Genomic DNA, 15,016 nt, shown 5'->3' on the forward strand with positions numbered 1-15,016 from the left:
CTCTAGCGGGTGATCGACAATTCGGCCGGGGCTCCGGTCAGCGTGCGTTTCGGCGAGCAGGTGATGATCATGATCGCCAGCGTCAGGATGTAGGGCGCAGCGTTGAAGAGGTGATAGCCGGAGGTGACACCGACCGATTGCAGCGCGGGCCCAAGCGCCGCGGCGCCACCGAAAGCGAGCGAAGCCCACAGGCAGAGCATTGGGTCCCAGCGTGCGAAGATCACGAGCGCGACGGCGGTGATGCCCTGACCCGAGGAGAGGCCCTCGTTCCAGCTCCCAGGATAGAATAGCGACAGGAAAGAGCCGCCGATGCCGGCGAGGAAGCCGCCGACCATGGTGGCGCGCAGGCGGATCAAGAGCACGGAATAACCCATCGCGCGTGCGGCGTCCGAGCTTTCACCCGCGGTGCGGATCAGGAGGCCCCATCGCGTGGTGCGGAACGCCCAATGCAGGATCGGCGCGAGTGCGGCGCCGATCAGGAAGAGGACGTTGACACGCAGCGCGGCGCGCACTTGCGGGATGTCGCTCCACCAGCCGAAATCGATCGCTGGCAGCCGCGGCGCGGTGGGCTCAATCAGCGGCTTGCCGAGATAGAAGGCTAGTCCAGTGCCGAACAGCATCAATGCGATGCCGACCGCGACGTCGTTGACGCGCGGTAGCGAGCAGATGCCGGCATGCAGCGCGCCGAGCAACGCGCCGGTGATGCCGGCGGCGAACACGCCCAGCCAAGGTGATCCCGTCAGATAGGAGATGCCGTAGGCGCTCATTGCGCCCATCACCAGCGTGCCTTCGAGGCCGAGATTGATGCGGCCCGAGCGCTCGGTAATGCACTCGCCGAGGCTCACGAACAGGAAGGGCGTGGAGACGCGGATGGCGCCGCCGAGCACGGCGAGCGGGACGGTCCAGAGTCCGATTGATCCGTCTGCCATCTCAGGATTTTCCTTTCAGGAAACCGATACGGCCGTAGAGCGCATCGCTCGCCAGCACGAAGACGAAAATGATGCCCTGGAGCACCAGCACGGATGCGTCGGGCAGTCCCAGGCGGCGCTGCAACAGGCCGCCGCTGGCGCTGATGCCCCCGAGCAGGATTGCGACAGGAATGATGGCGAGCGGATTTTGCCGCGCCAGGAAGGCAACCAGGATGCCGGTGAAGCCATAGCCGGCAGCGAGATTAGCGTTGGTCCGGCCTTGCACGGCGGCAACCTCGACCATGCCGGCCAGGCCCGCCGCGCCGCCGGCCAGAAAGCAGATGGTCAGGATGAGCTTGCCGACGCCGAGGCCGACGATTTTGGCGGCGCGGATATTGCCGCCTGCAACCCTCGCGGCGAAGCCGAACACGGTGTGATAGATCAGGATGTAGGCGGCGATCGCGGCGATCAAGCCGAAGACGAGGCCCCAATGAACATCGGTGCCCGGGATCGAGCCGATCATGTTGGCTGCACCGATCTCGCGGGTCGACGGTTTGTTGAGGCTCGCGGGATCCCGCATCATGCCTTCGACGAGATGATTGAGGATCGCGAGTGCGATGTAGACCAGCAGCAGGCTCGAGATCGTCTCGTTGACGCCGCGATACTGCCGCAGCGCGCCTGCCAGCATGATCCACAACCCACCGCCGATGACGCCGGCGACGACCATGGCGATCTGCACGACGAGCGGAGGCATGCCCTGAAGCAACAGTGCGGCACTGGTCGCCGACAGCGCCCCGATCAGCAACGCGCCTTCGCCGCCGATGATGACCATGCCGAGTTGCGCCGGCAGCGCCGTGCAGAGCGCGGTGAGGATGAGAGGCGCGGCACGCGTCAGCGTGTTCTGCCAGGAGAACCAGGTGCCGAAGGCGCCGTAGTACATGTAAAAATAGAGATCGAGCGGGTTCTTGCCGAACATGGCGACGAAGATGCCGAAGATCATGAGCGCGCCTGCAAGCGCCGCGCCCGGGATCAGGATGTACTCGATCGTGCCGCCGTGGCGCTGGAGAAAGCCGGGAGCGGCGGCCGGGGCAACTGTCCCGACCGCCTCGGCAGAATCCGCCGCTTCCGCTGTCACGAAGTCGCTCCGATCACGCCCTCGACGAGATAGTCCATCTTCTCCAGTTCGGGATCCTTCTGGCCGCGGTCGGTGCCAGCCGCGATCACCGTCTTGCCCTTGTTGTCGACCAGTCCACCCTTGAAGATGGCGTAGCCGTCCGCGGACAGGAATTTCGCCTTGACCTCGTCAGCGTGCTTGCGAGCTTCGGCAGAAACCGCTTCGCCATAGGGCGAGGTCTTGACGATCTCTTCCTTGAGGCCGCCGCGATAGAAGTTCGGAATGCTCTCGCCAGCGGCGATCATCTTCACGAACTTCGGATAGAGCGCTTCCCAGTTCCACTCGGCGCCGGTGAGGTAAGCCTTCGGCGCGAGCGGGGACTGGTTGACGTGATAACCGCACACCATGGCGCCGCGGCGCGCCGCGTTCTCGACCATGGTCTTCGGACCGTCGACATGGCAGGTGAGCACGTCGACGCCCTGGTCGATCAGGCTGTTGGTGGCCTCAGCTTCCTTGACCGGCATCGACCAGTCGCCGGTGAAGATCACCTGCGTGGTGGCCTTCGGATTGGCAAGCTTGGCGCCGAGGGCGAAAGCGTTGATGTTGCGCAGCACCTGCGGGATCGGCTTGGCGGCGACGAAGCCGAGCTTTCCGGTCTTGGAGCTGTAGCCGGCGACGATGCCCGAGATGTACTGGGCTTCGTCGATATAGCCGAAATAGCTGCCGGCGTTCTTCGGGTCCTTGTCGCTCCAGAGCCCGCCGCAGTGCTCGAAGCGCAGCTTCGGGAACTTGGTGGCCATCTTGACCACGTGCGGATTGTAGTAGCCGAACGAGGTCGGGAATAGCAGGCTGGCGCCGTCGAGGTTGATCATGGACTCAATCGTTTTCTCGACCGCGTCGGTCTCCGGCACCTTCTCTTCCTCGACGACCTTCAGGCCGGGAATCTTCTTCAGCGCCGCGGCGCCTTGCGCGTGCGCCTGGTTGTAGCCGTAGTCGTCACGCGAGCCGACATAGATGAAGCCGACGGTCGTGTCGGCCGCGAAGGCCGGACGGGCGCCGGCCGCCGCGCCGAGGGTGAGGGCGGCACCGCCCTGCAACAAACGACGTCGTGAAACCCTGCCAAAATCCATTGCTTGCTCCCCTTGGCGGCTGAACCGCCTTAATCTCGCGGCTGCGCCGGTCTGGCGGAGCCCGGGAGGAATGTCGCAAGCTTCGTGCCAGAGGCTATGGAGCGAGCATTTATCTATAAGTAGATGAAAAATATTGTATATTTATGATTCAGTCATCCTGATCAGGAAACTGGCAGATTAAATAATGAGCAGTATTGTTGGGTTGTATGCAATGTTGTTGAGCAGTTCTAACCGGCTCTCACACGTGCACGAAGGGGAGGGGGCGATCGGTCGACCACCAGCATTCATGCTAACCAGGCGCTGACATGAAGTGGTGCCGGCCGCCTGCATTCGCTGGCACCGAACTTGTATCGATTAGGGTTGCGACCGCTGCGCGGTCTCCAGGATGGAAAGCTTGACCGAGATGGCTGCCGTGACCGCCGTTCAACATGCATCGCTCGGCGAGGAGATCGTACGTCGGATTAGCGAGCTCACGGCGATCTCGGAAGAAGACGGCAAGCTCACCCGTATCTATCTCACGAAGGAACTGCGCACGGCCTCGGATCTCATCCTTGGCTGGATGCGCGAGGCCGGCATGAGCGCGCATCTCGACGCGATCGGCAATGTCTGCGGCCGCTACGAAGGCGAGCAGCCGGGTGCACCCTGCCTGATGCTCGGCTCGCATTACGACACGGTGCGTGACGCCGGCAAATGGGACGGACCGCTGGGCGTGATCACGGCGATCGCCTGCGTCGCCAACCTCAACCGCCGCGGCAAGCGGCTACCGTGTGCGATCGAGGTGGTCGGCTTTGCCGATGAAGAGGGCGTGCGCTTCGCCTCGACCTTGCTCGGAAGCCGTGCGGTGGCCGGCACGTTCGACGAGAGCGTCTTGAACACGCGCGACCGCGACGGCGTGTCGATGCGCGATGCGCTTATCAAGTTCGGCCTCGACCCTGACCATATTGGCGCAGCCGCACGCACACGGCGCGAGTTGCTGGCCTATCTCGAATTGCACATCGAGCAGGGGCCGGTGCTGGAAGCGCGGAGTCTCCCTGTTGGTGTCGTCACCGCGATTGCGGGCGCGACGCGGCTGGCGGCGCGGCTCACCGGCATGGCTGGTCACGCCGGCACGGTGCCGATGGCGCTGCGCCGTGACGCACTCGCAGGCGCCGCGGAATGTATCGGCGCAATCGAGCAATTTTGTCGCACCGACGAGAACGGGTTGGTCGGTACCGTTGGCTACATCCAGGCGGGGCCTGGAGCGACCAACGTCATTCCGGGCGAAGTGTCCTTCACCATCGACATGCGCGCGCCAACCGACATGCATCGCAAGCGCGCGGTGGCCGATGTCGTCAGGCAGATCGAGGCGATCGCAAAGCGCCGGCAATTGGTGCTTCAGCTCGATGTCACCCATGAGAACCGCACCGCGCCTTGCGCGCCCTGGCTGAAAGATCAGATCGCACAGGCGATCGCCGCCGAAGGTTTCTCCGCCTTCGAGCTGCCGAGCGGAGCAGGGCACGACGGCATGGCGATGATCGATATCGCTGATGTCGGTATGATCTTCGTGCGCTGCCGCGGCGGCATCAGCCATCATCCGGATGAGCATGTCGAGCTGGCGGACGCCGATGCCGGCGCGCGGGTGCTGCTCAGGGTAATCGAGAATTTCAGGCTGCGGGACGGGTAAGCCCGCCCCGCAAGTCACGGGGTCGAGATACGAATCAGGCAGGGCTAAAATGGCGACTGCCCAGCACCGGGATCACCAGACATCAGCCGACCGACACAGATGAACAGCGATATCTCCCTTCCAGCCCATCGAGAGAACCGATTTTACCAGGGTACGGTTGCGACCTTTGTCGCCAACGCGCTCCAGGCCGTGAATTTTCTCGGCGATCGGTTCCTGAGACAATCGCCTCATTCGTTGTCGGCCATCGAGGATCTTTATCGGCACTCGATGAACAGCGCTTTTTCGGTGACCGAGGCCTTCCTCGTCACGGGCGCGCCGCACGCCTCCGCCTACTACCCGCGCGACTTCGCCTGGTTCTATCCCGATGTCCTCGACCCCGAGACCATCATGGATGCACAGGATGCGGTCCGCCGGGTACGCCTGCTCGAAAAGAGTGTGCGGCTCTTGCTGGAAGCTGTTCGCGCCGACGTCGTCACGACGACCATCGTTCCCGCGGGACGCGGCCGGTATCTCGGCGTGAACTATTTTTCGCGTCCCGCGGATACGCTGCTCGGCATTCTCGCCGGCCTCCAGCAGATGCTCTCCGCCGAGGAGCGGGCGTCGTCCTGTCTGGCGATGTCGCAATGCGCGCATGCCGGCCGCCTGTTGCTGGCCGAATATGGCGGCGATCTGAAGCGCGCGATCCTGAAGCTCGCAAGCGAGCTGGAGCCATTCGACGCTGACGGCACCAGATATTTGCTCTGCGACGCCGGCGGGCCTCGCTCTGCGGCAACGGACACCCGCGCCGAGCGCCGGCGTTTCGTCACCAATGCCTGCGTCTACACGACCTTCGTGTGGGGCGTGCAGCTCGGTGTGGTCGACGAAAACGAGCTGAAGCGGCTGCTCGGGCGCGACCTCGCGCAGTACAAGCAGGACCTGCTCCGTCTGTTCGGCAAGGACGGCTATATCAGGCATTCGCTGGATGGGCCGGCCGGCACGCCGGTGTCCCTGGTCGCGCTGGATTTCGTCAGCGTGCATCGCGGCTTTTGGGACATGAACGATGCGAGCGAGCGCGCCTTGTTTGCGGCCACGACAGGTTTGATCATCGCCGAGCCGCGCTTCCGCATCCCCAGCACATTCCACTTCCTGGTATCGGCCGATAATCCGCGGAACAAGATGATCCACAAGATTGCGGCGCCCGCCTATCAGGGGCGCTCGTCATGGCCGACGTTCAACGTTGAGTTCGCGGACCGCATGATGGACTTTGACGAGTTCGGGGGGAGCGAGACCTACCGCGCCTGCGCGCAAGGGATATTGAAGGACATTCGCACCGCGACCGAAGTCCACGGCGGTTATCAGGAACTGATCTCGGAGCAGGGGCTGAAGTATCGCACCTGGGCCTACAAGGGCGCGGTCGCCCATTCCTGGTTTCCGCGCTTCCTGTCGGTCTGGAGGAGGGCGTACGGAGCGCCGCTCCTCCGGTGGAATGACTGATCCGCGGGCGTTATCCCTCGGTCACGTCCACCAACTCGCCGCCCTCGAGAACCTTGGCTGCCTTGGCGCGGTCGAGGTCGCCTTCCCACGCGGCCACGACGACTGTCGCCACGCAATTGCCGATGAGGTTGCCGACTGCGCGGGCCATGCCGATGAACCAGTCGACCGACAGCACCAGTACGAGACCGATGGCTGGAATGCTCGGCACCGCGTTCAGCGTCGCAGCCAGGATCACGATCGCCGAGCCCGGTACGCCGTGCGCGCCCTTTGACGTGATCAGGGAGACACCCAGCACCAGCAGGAGATCACCGAAGGACAGTGGCGTGTTGGTGGCTTGCGCGATGAAGACGACAGCGAGCGTGAGATAGACCGAGAAGGCGTCGAGGTTGAAGGAATAGCCGGTCGGAATGACCAGGCCGACCACGGAATCCTTCACGCCCATGCGCTCCAGCTTCTTCATGATCTGGGGCAGCACTGCGTCGGATGAGGCAGTCGCAAGCACGATCGTCAATTCCTCGCGCAGGTAAGCGAGGAATTTGAGGATGTTGATTCCAGCGAGCGCCATGACGCCGCCGAGCACGCCCAGCACGAAGATACCGACCGAGACGTAGAACAGCATCACCAGCGAGACGAGCTGCTTCAGCGATCCGACGCCGTATTTCCCGACGGTGTAGGCGACAGCACCCAATACGCCAAGTGGAGCAACCCGAACAATAAGGCCCATGACGCGGAACAGCACCGTGGACGCCGCATCGATCATCGAGGTGACGAGCGCACCCTTCTCGCCGCCGACCAACGCGAGGCCGACTCCGAAAAGCACGGCGAAGAACAACACCTGGAGTACGTCGTTGCGCGACAGCGCATCGAACGAGGTGGACGGGATGACGTTGAGCAGGAATGAACCGATGCCCGCACCCTGCAGCTTGTGGGCGTTATCGGCATAGGAGTTGAGCGCCTTGGCATCCAGCGTTGACGGATCGATGTTCATGCCGTGGCCGGGACCGAAGGCGTAAGCCAGGATGAGCCCGACCAAGAGCGCGACCGTTGTCATCGTCTCGAAATAAAGCAGCGCCTTGACGCCGACACGGCCGACCTTCTTGAGGTCGCCGGCGCCGGCGATGCCGTGGACAACGACGCAGAACACGATCGGCGCCACGATCATCGAGATCAGCTTCAGGAAGGCGTCGCTGAGGATCTTCAGGCTGATGGCGAAGTCCGGAGCGACCACGCCGAGGATAATGCCCAGGATCAGCGCCGCCAGGACCTGGACGAACAGCGAGGCGTAAAGCGGTTTGCGCTCTGCGGCCTGGGCCGCGGCAATGGTCGACATGGCAACTCCCTCGTTTTGACGACGTCTTGATCGTCAAAGGCAGCAACTATCATGCCAGATTGTCGCGGTTTGCTCTGGAAGGCATCCAAGGCATCGCCGAATCCCGGAATTCTGGCGTGCGCTGTCTCGTTTGCATGTCCCCATCGCAAAAGGTATGCCCCAACCTTCGGAGGACCTCGATATGACGATCTCGAATGAGGAAGAACTCGCTTGCCTGAAAGAGATCGGGCGTATCGTCGCCAATGCTCTCGAGGCGATGGGCAAGGCCCTTGAGCCGGGTATGACGACCTCTGAGCTTGACCAGATCGGGCGGAAGCTCCTGGAGGCGGCCGGGGCGCGTTCCGCGCCGGAGTTGGCGTACGCGTTTCCTGGCGCGACCTGCATCAGCGTGAACGAAGAGATCGCACACGGCATCCCGGGCGTCCGCCGAATCGCGCGTGGCGATCTTGTCAACATCGATGTGTCTGCCGAGAAGGACGGCTTCTTTGCGGATACGGGAGCCTCGTTCGCTGTTCCACCCGTGAACCGTTCGATCGAGCGGCTATGCAAGGATGGCCGGCGGGCGATGTGGACAGGCCTGCGGCAGGTCGGCGCCGGCAAGCCGATCGCCGGTATCGGTCAGGCCATCGGGACCTTTGCGCGGAAGTACGGCTATACGCTCGTCAAGAACCTCGCCAGTCATGGTGTCGGCTTATCGCTCCACGAGAAGCCGACAGAAATCGCAACGTGGCCCGACGCTTCCGAGCGTCGCACGATGAGCGATGGCCTGGTGTTTACGGTGGAGCCCTTCCTGTCCATTGGCGCCGAGTGGGCCGAGGATGCTGATGATGATCCGTGGACGCTCTACAGCAGCCCCAGGGCGCCCACGGTGCAGTATGAGCACACCGTCATCGCAACCCACAACGGACCTTTGGTCCTTACGTTGCCCGGTTAGGGCCTCGCGAAGCGCCTTAAGCGAAGAGCAAAGGATTTATTCTTCAGTCGATCATGCACGCGCCGCACACTGTCAGCACGGTTACGCCACCAGATCCAGCAGCCGGCACGATCCACGCACCAACACTTTGCGTCCGATGGGGGTCATCGCGGGTACGCCATCATCAATGACAACGAGACCAAGCCTGACGAGGCTGTCGACGAGATGGGCCTTCGAGAGGCGATTGTTCGCTACGGGGTTACGAAGAGTGCGCAGGGCCGCCCATTGATCCGGCGAAAGATCGAAGTCGAAATCGTCGTTCATGTTGCCTCAAGCGATAGTCACGTTCGCGCGCCCCTGTTAGCCGCGCTGCATGAAGACCATGCGACGACAATGAGTCGGGAATTCGGTGAGTTGTTTAGAACTTCTCTTCACGAATTGCCGCACTTCGTTGCGCTACATTAGTTAGGATCGTTCGCGAGCGATCATCGTCCCGATCCCTGATCACTAATTGATGATCTTCTCTTGATGTTGCATCGCGGCGAGCGCAGTGCACGGGACGCGCTACTGTCTCATTCTGCGTCGCGATATGCACAGAAATGGTGAGACGCTGGGTTCGCGATTCTGCTACGCTCTGCGCGGTGAATGGCTTCACACGACAAGGAGTGTGAGTGCATGAACAGACTGGTGGAAATTCGCAGTCAGGAATTCCTATGCCGTGAGCGTGCGGCGCTCGATTTTGAGCGTCGGGTTTTCTGGCTTGCGCAAGCCCAGGAATGGGAACAGCGCGCGCTCGACGAAATTGCTTATCACTTTCGCGAGTGCAATGTCGCTCAGGTGGAGCTTGCGCGAAGCTGATGTTGACCGTGAGCCAATGACTTACTGGTAAGTCGCAACGATATCGGAGACCGCGCGCTCGAGCTGTTGCGCGGTGGCGCATTGTCGCACCACGCTGCAAAAGGTCGCATAACGCGGCATCTCGGAATCGCCAAAGCCCCAGGCGAGCCGTCCTTCGGGGTTGAGCCAGACCAGCCGCTTCGAACGTTCGGAGATTCGACGCAGGATGTCTGCGCGCGGGTCGAGATTGTTGCTGCGGGCATCGCCGAGCACGATCACCGTTGTCTGTGGCGTCAGCGTGCTCATGAAGTCGTGCTCAAAATCAACCAGCGAAGAACCGTAGTCGGACGAGCCGAAGCCGACCTTGGACATGATCTCGGCCATCGCCTCTTCGGGCGACTTCTTCTCCAGGATCTCGCTGACCTCGATCAGATGCGACGAGAATGCGAAGGAGCGGACGTCGTCCACGACTTCATGCAGCGAGTGGATCAGGAGGAGGAAGAAATCGGAGACCTGCGCGACAGAACCGGAGACGTCGCACAGCGCCACGATCTTCGGCCGGTCGCGATGCTTGCGCTTCCACGCCGTGAGAAAAGGGATGCCGCCCCAGGCGGCGTTACGGCGCAGGGTGCGGCGGACATCGAGGTGACCACGGCGCTGACGCTTGCGCGGCTTCGAATAGCGCTCACGCAGACGGCGAGCGATCTGGCGGATAAGCGCCCGCATTTCCGCGACCTGGCGCCGCTCGATACGGGCAAGCGGCGCATTGCGCAGGATCTCGTTGCGGAGGTTTTCGGCCTCCTCGCGGGCATAGAGCGCAAGCCCTTGCGAGACGGTGTCACGCACCGCCTCACGCAAGGCATCGAGCGCGGCGCGCAAGCGTTCGGCCAGAGCCGGGTTCGTCGCGGTCAGCTCGTCGAGATCGTCGCGCAGGCGTTGAAGGCCCATGGCGTCGAGGATGCGGCTGGAGAAGATGCCGCGTTGGGTCGAGTAGCGAATGTCCGAGAGCGAGGCTGCACCGGAGGCGCTGGCAATCGCGGCCGAGATCACGTTGCGATCCTGTGACATCAGCATTTGTGCAAGCGGTCCCAATCCTTCGGGAGGCTGTCCTTCCCCGGCTTCGCTGGCCGAGCTTGAGGAGGGCGACTGATCCGAGTCCTGCGAGGCTTCGTCATTGTCGTTGGCCTCGGGTTGATCCTGTCGCGGCTCGGGCTGGCTGAAGAACAGATCAAAGCAGTCGCCGAGTGCGAGCTTCTCGTCCTGCGACTTGGCGAGGGTCAGGAGCAGCGCATCGCGCAGGATGGCACGGTCGGTAAGGCCGACCTGCGCAACCGCGCGCATCGCATCGATGCTTTCGGCGGGCGAGACGTGGACACCGGCCCCACGCGCCGCCCGAAAGAAACGATGGAGGTTATCGCGCATCGGGCATCAACCGAAGACGTTGGATCGGGCCGCCTTGGCAATGAAGGTCGTGATCTGCGGGTGAGCTGCCTCGATATCGGTCTCGTATTTCAGGAGCACGTTGAGCGTGTCCTTGACGATCTCGGTGTCGAGTTCGCTCGCCTGAAGCAGCACCAGCACGCGCGCCCAGTCGATGGTCTCGCTGACCGAGGGCAGCTTCTTCAAGTCGAGCGAGCGGATTTCGTGGATGAAGCCGACCATCTGACGACGCAGCGTTTGCGAGATGCCGGGCACGCGGCTCTCGACGATGCGCTCCTCCAGCCGCTGCTCGGGGAAGCCGATATGCAGATGCAGGCAGCGCCGCTTCAAGGCGTCGCCGAGATCGCGCTCGCTGTTGGAGGTGAGGATCACGGTCGGCGGCGTGATCGCCGAGACGGTGCCGAGTTCCGGGATCGTGACCTGGAAGTCCGAGAGGATTTCCAGCAGCAGCGATTCGAATTCGGCATCCGACTTGTCGATCTCGTCGATCAGGAGCACGCATCCGCCCGGCTGCTCCAGCGCCTGGAGAAGGGGACGTGGCTCGACGAACTCCTTGGAGAAGAACACGTCGCCGAAATCATGGAGTTGCTCGAGCGCGGCGTGCAGCGTCTGTGCGCCGCCCAGGACCTCGCCGAGCTTGTCCTTGAGGATCTGGGTGTAGAGAAGCTGCTTGGCGTATTTCCACTCATAGAGCGCCTTGGCCTCGTCGAGGCCTTCATAGCATTGCAGGCGGATCATCTTCAGGCCGCGCCAGGCGGCAATCGCCTTGGCAAGCTCGGTCTTGCCGACGCCGGCAGGGCCCTCGACCAGGATCGGCTTTTCGATCTGTTGCGACAAATAGACGGCGGTCGCGATCTGCCGGCTCGCGATATAGCCTTGCGCGGCGAGGCCGCTCTCCACTGCCTCGATCGAGGTCGAGGCCTTCTGTTCAGCCACGAAAGGGCGCTCCCAAAGGTCTTGCTTGAGGCTTGTTCTGCCTGCGTTCCCGGCAAAGAACAAGCCTCGTTTGGGACGGGCCTGATCCGCGCTGAAGATCGCTTTTTCCGTTCAGCGCAAATACTTAAAGGGCGACTTGTGGTGCGGTCAGTGCCGCAGCAGCTCCGGTTTGCGGATGGTCTGCCTAACCTCAGCGCCGCAATCGGCGCATTCGTAGACGAAGTCGATCTTGGCGAGGCTCCAGTTCGGTTCGACCTCGCGCACATGCATCGGCAGGAACCCCATGCACGTCGGGCAAATCACAGGCGCGATCTCGATATCCTGATGATGCTGTACATAAGCTGGCATCTCGGCTCTCCTTCGCAGGCGACCACCAAACCCCGCGCAGAGGCTACTGCCGGTCGCGGAGATGCCTTCATCAACTCTTTCGAACAGAGACGGAACGGTGAGGGTTTGTCGTTCGCTGTGACATTCTTGTTACGTCTCTGTACTGTAACGGGCGAACCAAATGCCTATTTCTTCGGCCGATCCGCTTTTCTCGGACCATCAACGCAACGATAAGGGAGCAACGCCCATGACCCATGCCATTCGTTTTCACAAGACCGGCGGTCCGGAAGTCCTGGTCTGGGAGGAGGTGAACGTCGGCAAGCCGGGACCGGGTGAGGCGCGCATCCGCCATACCGCGGTCGGTCTCAACTTTGTCGACATCTACAATCGCTCGGGTGTGTATCCAGCACCATTGCCGAGCGGGCTCGGCAGCGAGGCTGCGGGCGTTGTCGAAGAGGTCGGGGCAGGCGTAACCGATCTGAAGCCGGGCGATCGCGTCGCCTATGGTGCGTCACCGCTCGGCGCCTATTCCGAGGCGCGGCTGATCCCGGCCGACCGGCTGTTGAAGCTGCCTGACGGCGTCGACGACAAGACCGCGGCAGCGATGATGTTGAAGGGGCTGACCACGCAGTACCTGATCCGGCAGACCTATCGCGTGAAGGCTGGCGACACCATTCTGCTGCATGCGGCAGCCGGCGGCGTCGGCCTGATCCTGAGCCAGTGGGCAAAACATCTTGGCGCAACCGTGATCGGCACCGTCAGCAGTGACGAGAAGGCAAAACTCGCCAAGGCACATGGCTGCGACCATGTCATCATCTACACGCGCGAGGATTTCGTGAAGCGCGTCGACGAGATCACCGGCGGCAAGAAGGTGCCGGTGGTCTATGATTCCGTCGGCAAGGACACGTTCCTGAAATCGCTGGATTGTCTTGCGCCGCTTGGCGTGGCCGCGCTGTTCGGTGCGTCCTCCGGTGCGGTCGAGCCGCTCAATCTCGGCCTGCTCGCGCAGAAGGGCTCGCTTTACGTCACCCGGCCGACGCTGTTCACCTACGCAGCCAAGCGCGAGAGCCTGGTTGCGATGGCCGGCGAGCTATTCGACGTTGTCAAGTCCGGTGCAGTCAAGATCGAGGTGCACCAGACCTATCCGCTGAAGGACGCCGCCAAGGCACACGCCGATCTCGCCGCGCGCAAGACCACGGGATCGACCGTGCTCACGGTGTGACCTTGGATTGGGCGATGACGCAGGCTGCTTCAGCCTGCGTCACGTCCGTTCGTGTTTGCGCAAGTCGCGGGCGTGATCGAGACGGATCGCCTGGAGGTCGACGTCCTCAGGCGGGATCTGGGGGAGAGACGCCTCGGCGAGGATAGCCTCAGTGACGTCCTCGATCGAACTTTCCACGATCTCGTGGATGAACGAGATGTTCTGGTACTCGCCCGAGGCGACGCGGGAGATGACCTCGCGCCTTGTGACTTCGGGATCGACGACTGCCTCGCGACCGCGCCGCCCATAGTCGATCATCACGACGAAATATTGCATGGAACGATCCTGCCGCGCCCCGTGGCCGGGAGCGCGGCAGAGTATTTCCGAAAAACGGAATTAAGTCAAGTTGGATTTCTATAAATCAGAAATAAGCGCCTATCGGCTCTTCTTGCGCGGCCGCGCCGATTTGGCACGCAGCCGCTCGAGCTGGCCCTTGGGCATCGAGAGGCAGATCTCTCCGACCCAGTCGAGCTTGACGCCGACGATCGGTTTGGCGTTGAAGCTGTTGAGGTTGACGACGGAGGGAGATTTGCCCCGCTCAATGGTCTTCAAATAGCGCTCGCCGGACTTGAGCCGGACCACAGCCTCTTCGCCGTAAAAGCTGGACAGCGGGTGACGCTGGTCCTTGTAGACCACGATCACGTCGCCGCTTTCGTATTTGGGCAGCATCGAATCGCCGACGATCTCGAAGGCGACGGTTTCTTCCATGATCGGGAAGGGCAGTGCGATGTCGCCGAGCCCCTCCGGCGGAACCTGCTCGACATCCGGCTCAATTACGGCGCCGGCGCCGACACGGCCCATGATCGGCGCGAGGTTCAGCTCGAGATATTCCATGATCGGAATGATTTCCGACGCCTTCACCAGGCGTTCGCCGCCGAGGATCTCCGACACCGCGCCAGGGCGCACGCCCATCGCTGCGGCCAGGCCGCCCTTGCTCTTGCCCGTCTTCTCCAGGCCCCGTTCGATCATCGCAGCGTCCAACATGGTGATTCCCTCGATTGCCCATGGCTCCGCCTCTTGTAATCCGAAATTCGGAATTGATGCAATTATGAATATCAGAAACCTTGCTTGACTTTGGCTTCGGAATAACGGAATGTGTGCTCCGCCTCCGGATCGTGCGATCGGGGCGCATCACAGGACAGCAGCATGGAACCGGGCCATTGGTCGTCGGAGCATTCCGACGCGCTTCGCGACTATTTTTTCAAAGGATTGTCATATGCGGAAATCGGAAGAGAGATTAACGCAAGGTTTGGAACGGCTTACACGCGCAATGCGGTGATCGGTCGCGCCAAGCGGCTCGGGCTCGCCGCGCCGGACCGGATGACGAGTCCATCGATCGTGCCGTCCTTGCCGGGCGAGCCCGGTCCGCTCTCCCCGCCTCGCGTTGCAGTACCCGGCCTGAACCTGCCGCCGCCGTCGGCACTAAAGCCGGTCAATTCGGTCAAATTGCGCTGCGTCGGTGTCCGGCCGCGACTGATCACGCTGCTCGAGCTCGAGCGAGGCGATTGCCGCTATCCCTACGGCGGTGACAAGGAGGGAGAGGAGATCGGCTTCTGCGGTCACCCGCGTCAGCCCGGCTCGAGCTATTGCGTGCCCCATGCCCACTTGACCCGCGGCGCCGGAGTCGCCTCCGGCCGTAACGCCGGTGCCGTCGTGCTGCGGCTGGTCTCCGCTGCCTGACCAG

Annotated in this window: 16 protein-coding genes; 6 read left to right on the forward strand and 10 right to left on the reverse strand. The window is 62.6% G+C overall.

What is annotated here, in order from left to right:
- Nucleotides 1-2: 2 nt before the first annotated feature.
- Genes ABIA96_RS20075 through ABIA96_RS20085 form a run of 3 tightly spaced genes read right to left on the reverse strand, consistent with a single transcriptional unit; the run spans nucleotide 3 to nucleotide 3,152 of the window.
- Entirely contained in the window at nucleotides 3-929 is a 927-nt protein-coding gene (locus tag ABIA96_RS20075) for an ABC transporter permease (protein WP_354138776.1), read from the reverse strand.
- Nucleotide 930: 1 nt separating this feature from the next.
- On the reverse strand, nucleotides 931-2,043 hold the full coding sequence (locus tag ABIA96_RS20080; protein ID WP_354138777.1) for an ABC transporter permease: 1,113 nt from the start codon (nucleotides 2,041-2,043) through the stop codon (nucleotides 931-933).
- The gene (locus tag ABIA96_RS20085) at nucleotides 2,040-3,152 is read right to left on the reverse strand and encodes a BMP family ABC transporter substrate-binding protein (RefSeq protein ID WP_354138778.1); all 1,113 of its coding nucleotides are present in this window, start codon (nucleotides 3,150-3,152) and stop codon (nucleotides 2,040-2,042) included. Before ABIA96_RS20085 ends, ABIA96_RS20080 begins: the two co-directional genes overlap by 4 nt.
- A 403-nt stretch (nucleotides 3,153-3,555) precedes the next feature.
- Between ABIA96_RS20085 and ABIA96_RS20090 the strand changes: the two genes are divergently transcribed.
- Together ABIA96_RS20090 and ABIA96_RS20095 are read left to right on the forward strand one after the other, a co-directional pair.
- On the forward strand, nucleotides 3,556-4,815 hold the full coding sequence (locus tag ABIA96_RS20090) for an allantoate amidohydrolase (RefSeq protein WP_354138979.1): 1,260 nt from the start codon (nucleotides 3,556-3,558) through the stop codon (nucleotides 4,813-4,815).
- Between the two features lie 99 nt (nucleotides 4,816-4,914).
- Nucleotides 4,915-6,288 carry a hypothetical protein gene (locus ABIA96_RS20095; protein WP_354138779.1) on the forward strand — a complete coding sequence of 458 codons (1,374 nt, stop codon included), beginning with the start codon at nucleotides 4,915-4,917 and terminating at the stop codon, nucleotides 6,286-6,288.
- A gap of 10 nt (nucleotides 6,289-6,298) precedes the next feature.
- Here ABIA96_RS20095 and ABIA96_RS20100 read toward each other — a convergent pair whose 3' ends face one another.
- The gene (locus ABIA96_RS20100) at nucleotides 6,299-7,618 is read right to left on the reverse strand and encodes a dicarboxylate/amino acid:cation symporter (RefSeq protein ID WP_354138780.1); all 1,320 of its coding nucleotides are present in this window, start codon (nucleotides 7,616-7,618) and stop codon (nucleotides 6,299-6,301) included.
- 181 nt (nucleotides 7,619-7,799) lie between these two features.
- Between ABIA96_RS20100 and map the strand changes: the two genes are divergently transcribed.
- The gene (map, locus tag ABIA96_RS20105) at nucleotides 7,800-8,552 is read left to right on the forward strand and encodes a type I methionyl aminopeptidase (RefSeq protein ID WP_354138781.1); all 753 of its coding nucleotides are present in this window, start codon (nucleotides 7,800-7,802) and stop codon (nucleotides 8,550-8,552) included.
- Nucleotides 8,553-8,633: 81 nt separating this feature from the next.
- Here map and ABIA96_RS20110 read toward each other — a convergent pair whose 3' ends face one another.
- Nucleotides 8,634-8,855, reverse strand: a complete 222-nt coding sequence (locus ABIA96_RS20110) for a hypothetical protein (RefSeq protein ID WP_354138782.1) — start codon at nucleotides 8,853-8,855, stop codon at nucleotides 8,634-8,636.
- A gap of 351 nt (nucleotides 8,856-9,206) precedes the next feature.
- Here ABIA96_RS20110 and ABIA96_RS20115 point away from each other — a divergent pair, with 351 nt between their 5' ends.
- Nucleotides 9,207-9,389 (forward strand): hypothetical protein, encoded by a 183-nt coding sequence (locus tag ABIA96_RS20115; RefSeq protein WP_354138783.1) that lies wholly within the window; start codon nucleotides 9,207-9,209, stop codon nucleotides 9,387-9,389.
- Nucleotides 9,390-9,410: 21 nt separating this feature from the next.
- Here ABIA96_RS20115 and ABIA96_RS20120 read toward each other — a convergent pair whose 3' ends face one another.
- The 3 genes from ABIA96_RS20120 to ABIA96_RS20130 form a co-directional block, all read right to left on the reverse strand.
- Nucleotides 9,411-10,790: a vWA domain-containing protein gene (locus tag ABIA96_RS20120; RefSeq protein WP_354138784.1), complete on the reverse strand. Its 1,380-nt coding sequence runs from the start codon at nucleotides 10,788-10,790 to the stop codon at nucleotides 9,411-9,413.
- Nucleotides 10,791-10,796: 6 nt separating this feature from the next.
- Nucleotides 10,797-11,744, reverse strand: coding sequence for an AAA family ATPase (locus ABIA96_RS20125; RefSeq protein WP_354138785.1), 948 nt, complete (start codon nucleotides 11,742-11,744; stop codon nucleotides 10,797-10,799).
- A 147-nt stretch (nucleotides 11,745-11,891) separates the two neighbouring features.
- The gene (locus ABIA96_RS20130) at nucleotides 11,892-12,092 is read right to left on the reverse strand and encodes a hypothetical protein (RefSeq protein WP_354138786.1); all 201 of its coding nucleotides are present in this window, start codon (nucleotides 12,090-12,092) and stop codon (nucleotides 11,892-11,894) included.
- Between the two features lie 226 nt (nucleotides 12,093-12,318).
- Here ABIA96_RS20130 and ABIA96_RS20135 point away from each other — a divergent pair, with 226 nt between their 5' ends.
- A complete protein-coding gene (locus tag ABIA96_RS20135; protein WP_354138787.1) occupies nucleotides 12,319-13,293 on the forward strand; it encodes a quinone oxidoreductase family protein in 975 nt (324 codons plus the stop codon).
- Between the two features lie 39 nt (nucleotides 13,294-13,332).
- Here the strand turns inward: ABIA96_RS20135 and ABIA96_RS20140 are convergent, their stop codons facing one another.
- The gene (locus ABIA96_RS20140; RefSeq protein ID WP_354138788.1) at nucleotides 13,333-13,608 is read right to left on the reverse strand and encodes a hypothetical protein; all 276 of its coding nucleotides are present in this window, start codon (nucleotides 13,606-13,608) and stop codon (nucleotides 13,333-13,335) included.
- A gap of 99 nt (nucleotides 13,609-13,707) precedes the next feature.
- Nucleotides 13,708-14,316: a S24 family peptidase gene (locus ABIA96_RS20145; protein WP_354138789.1), complete on the reverse strand. Its 609-nt coding sequence runs from the start codon at nucleotides 14,314-14,316 to the stop codon at nucleotides 13,708-13,710.
- A 162-nt stretch (nucleotides 14,317-14,478) separates the two neighbouring features.
- On the opposite strand from ABIA96_RS20145, the gene ABIA96_RS20150 reads away from it, so the two are divergent.
- Entirely contained in the window at nucleotides 14,479-15,012 is a 534-nt protein-coding gene (locus ABIA96_RS20150) for a GcrA family cell cycle regulator (protein WP_354138790.1), read from the forward strand.
- Nucleotides 15,013-15,016: the final 4 nt, after the last annotated feature.

The organism is Bradyrhizobium sp. LB11.1, from assembly GCF_040549385.1.
Classification (GTDB): Bacteria; Pseudomonadota; Alphaproteobacteria; order Rhizobiales; family Xanthobacteraceae; genus Bradyrhizobium.

Coding starts and splice junctions, on each gene's coding strand:
- ABIA96_RS20120 (WP_354138784.1), bottom strand. CDS start 10,790: ATGCGCGATAACCTCCATCGTTTCTTTCGGGCGGCGCGTGGGGCCGGT.
- ABIA96_RS20090 (WP_354138979.1), top strand. CDS start 3,556: ATGGCTGCCGTGACCGCCGTTCAACATGCATCGCTCGGCGAGGAGATC.
- ABIA96_RS20135 (WP_354138787.1), top strand. CDS start 12,319: ATGACCCATGCCATTCGTTTTCACAAGACCGGCGGTCCGGAAGTCCTG.
- ABIA96_RS20115 (WP_354138783.1), top strand. CDS start 9,207: ATGAACAGACTGGTGGAAATTCGCAGTCAGGAATTCCTATGCCGTGAG.
- ABIA96_RS20130 (WP_354138786.1), bottom strand. CDS start 12,092: ATGCCAGCTTATGTACAGCATCATCAGGATATCGAGATCGCGCCTGTG.
- ABIA96_RS20150 (WP_354138790.1), top strand. CDS start 14,479: ATGGAACCGGGCCATTGGTCGTCGGAGCATTCCGACGCGCTTCGCGAC.
- ABIA96_RS20110 (WP_354138782.1), bottom strand. CDS start 8,855: ATGAACGACGATTTCGACTTCGATCTTTCGCCGGATCAATGGGCGGCC.
- ABIA96_RS20145 (WP_354138789.1), bottom strand. CDS start 14,316: ATGTTGGACGCTGCGATGATCGAACGGGGCCTGGAGAAGACGGGCAAG.
- ABIA96_RS20140 (WP_354138788.1), bottom strand. CDS start 13,608: ATGCAATATTTCGTCGTGATGATCGACTATGGGCGGCGCGGTCGCGAG.
- ABIA96_RS20085 (WP_354138778.1), bottom strand. CDS start 3,152: ATGGATTTTGGCAGGGTTTCACGACGTCGTTTGTTGCAGGGCGGTGCC.
- ABIA96_RS20095 (WP_354138779.1), top strand. CDS start 4,915: ATGAACAGCGATATCTCCCTTCCAGCCCATCGAGAGAACCGATTTTAC.
- ABIA96_RS20100 (WP_354138780.1), bottom strand. CDS start 7,618: ATGTCGACCATTGCCGCGGCCCAGGCCGCAGAGCGCAAACCGCTTTAC.
- map (WP_354138781.1), top strand. CDS start 7,800: ATGACGATCTCGAATGAGGAAGAACTCGCTTGCCTGAAAGAGATCGGG.
- ABIA96_RS20075 (WP_354138776.1), bottom strand. CDS start 929: ATGGCAGACGGATCAATCGGACTCTGGACCGTCCCGCTCGCCGTGCTC.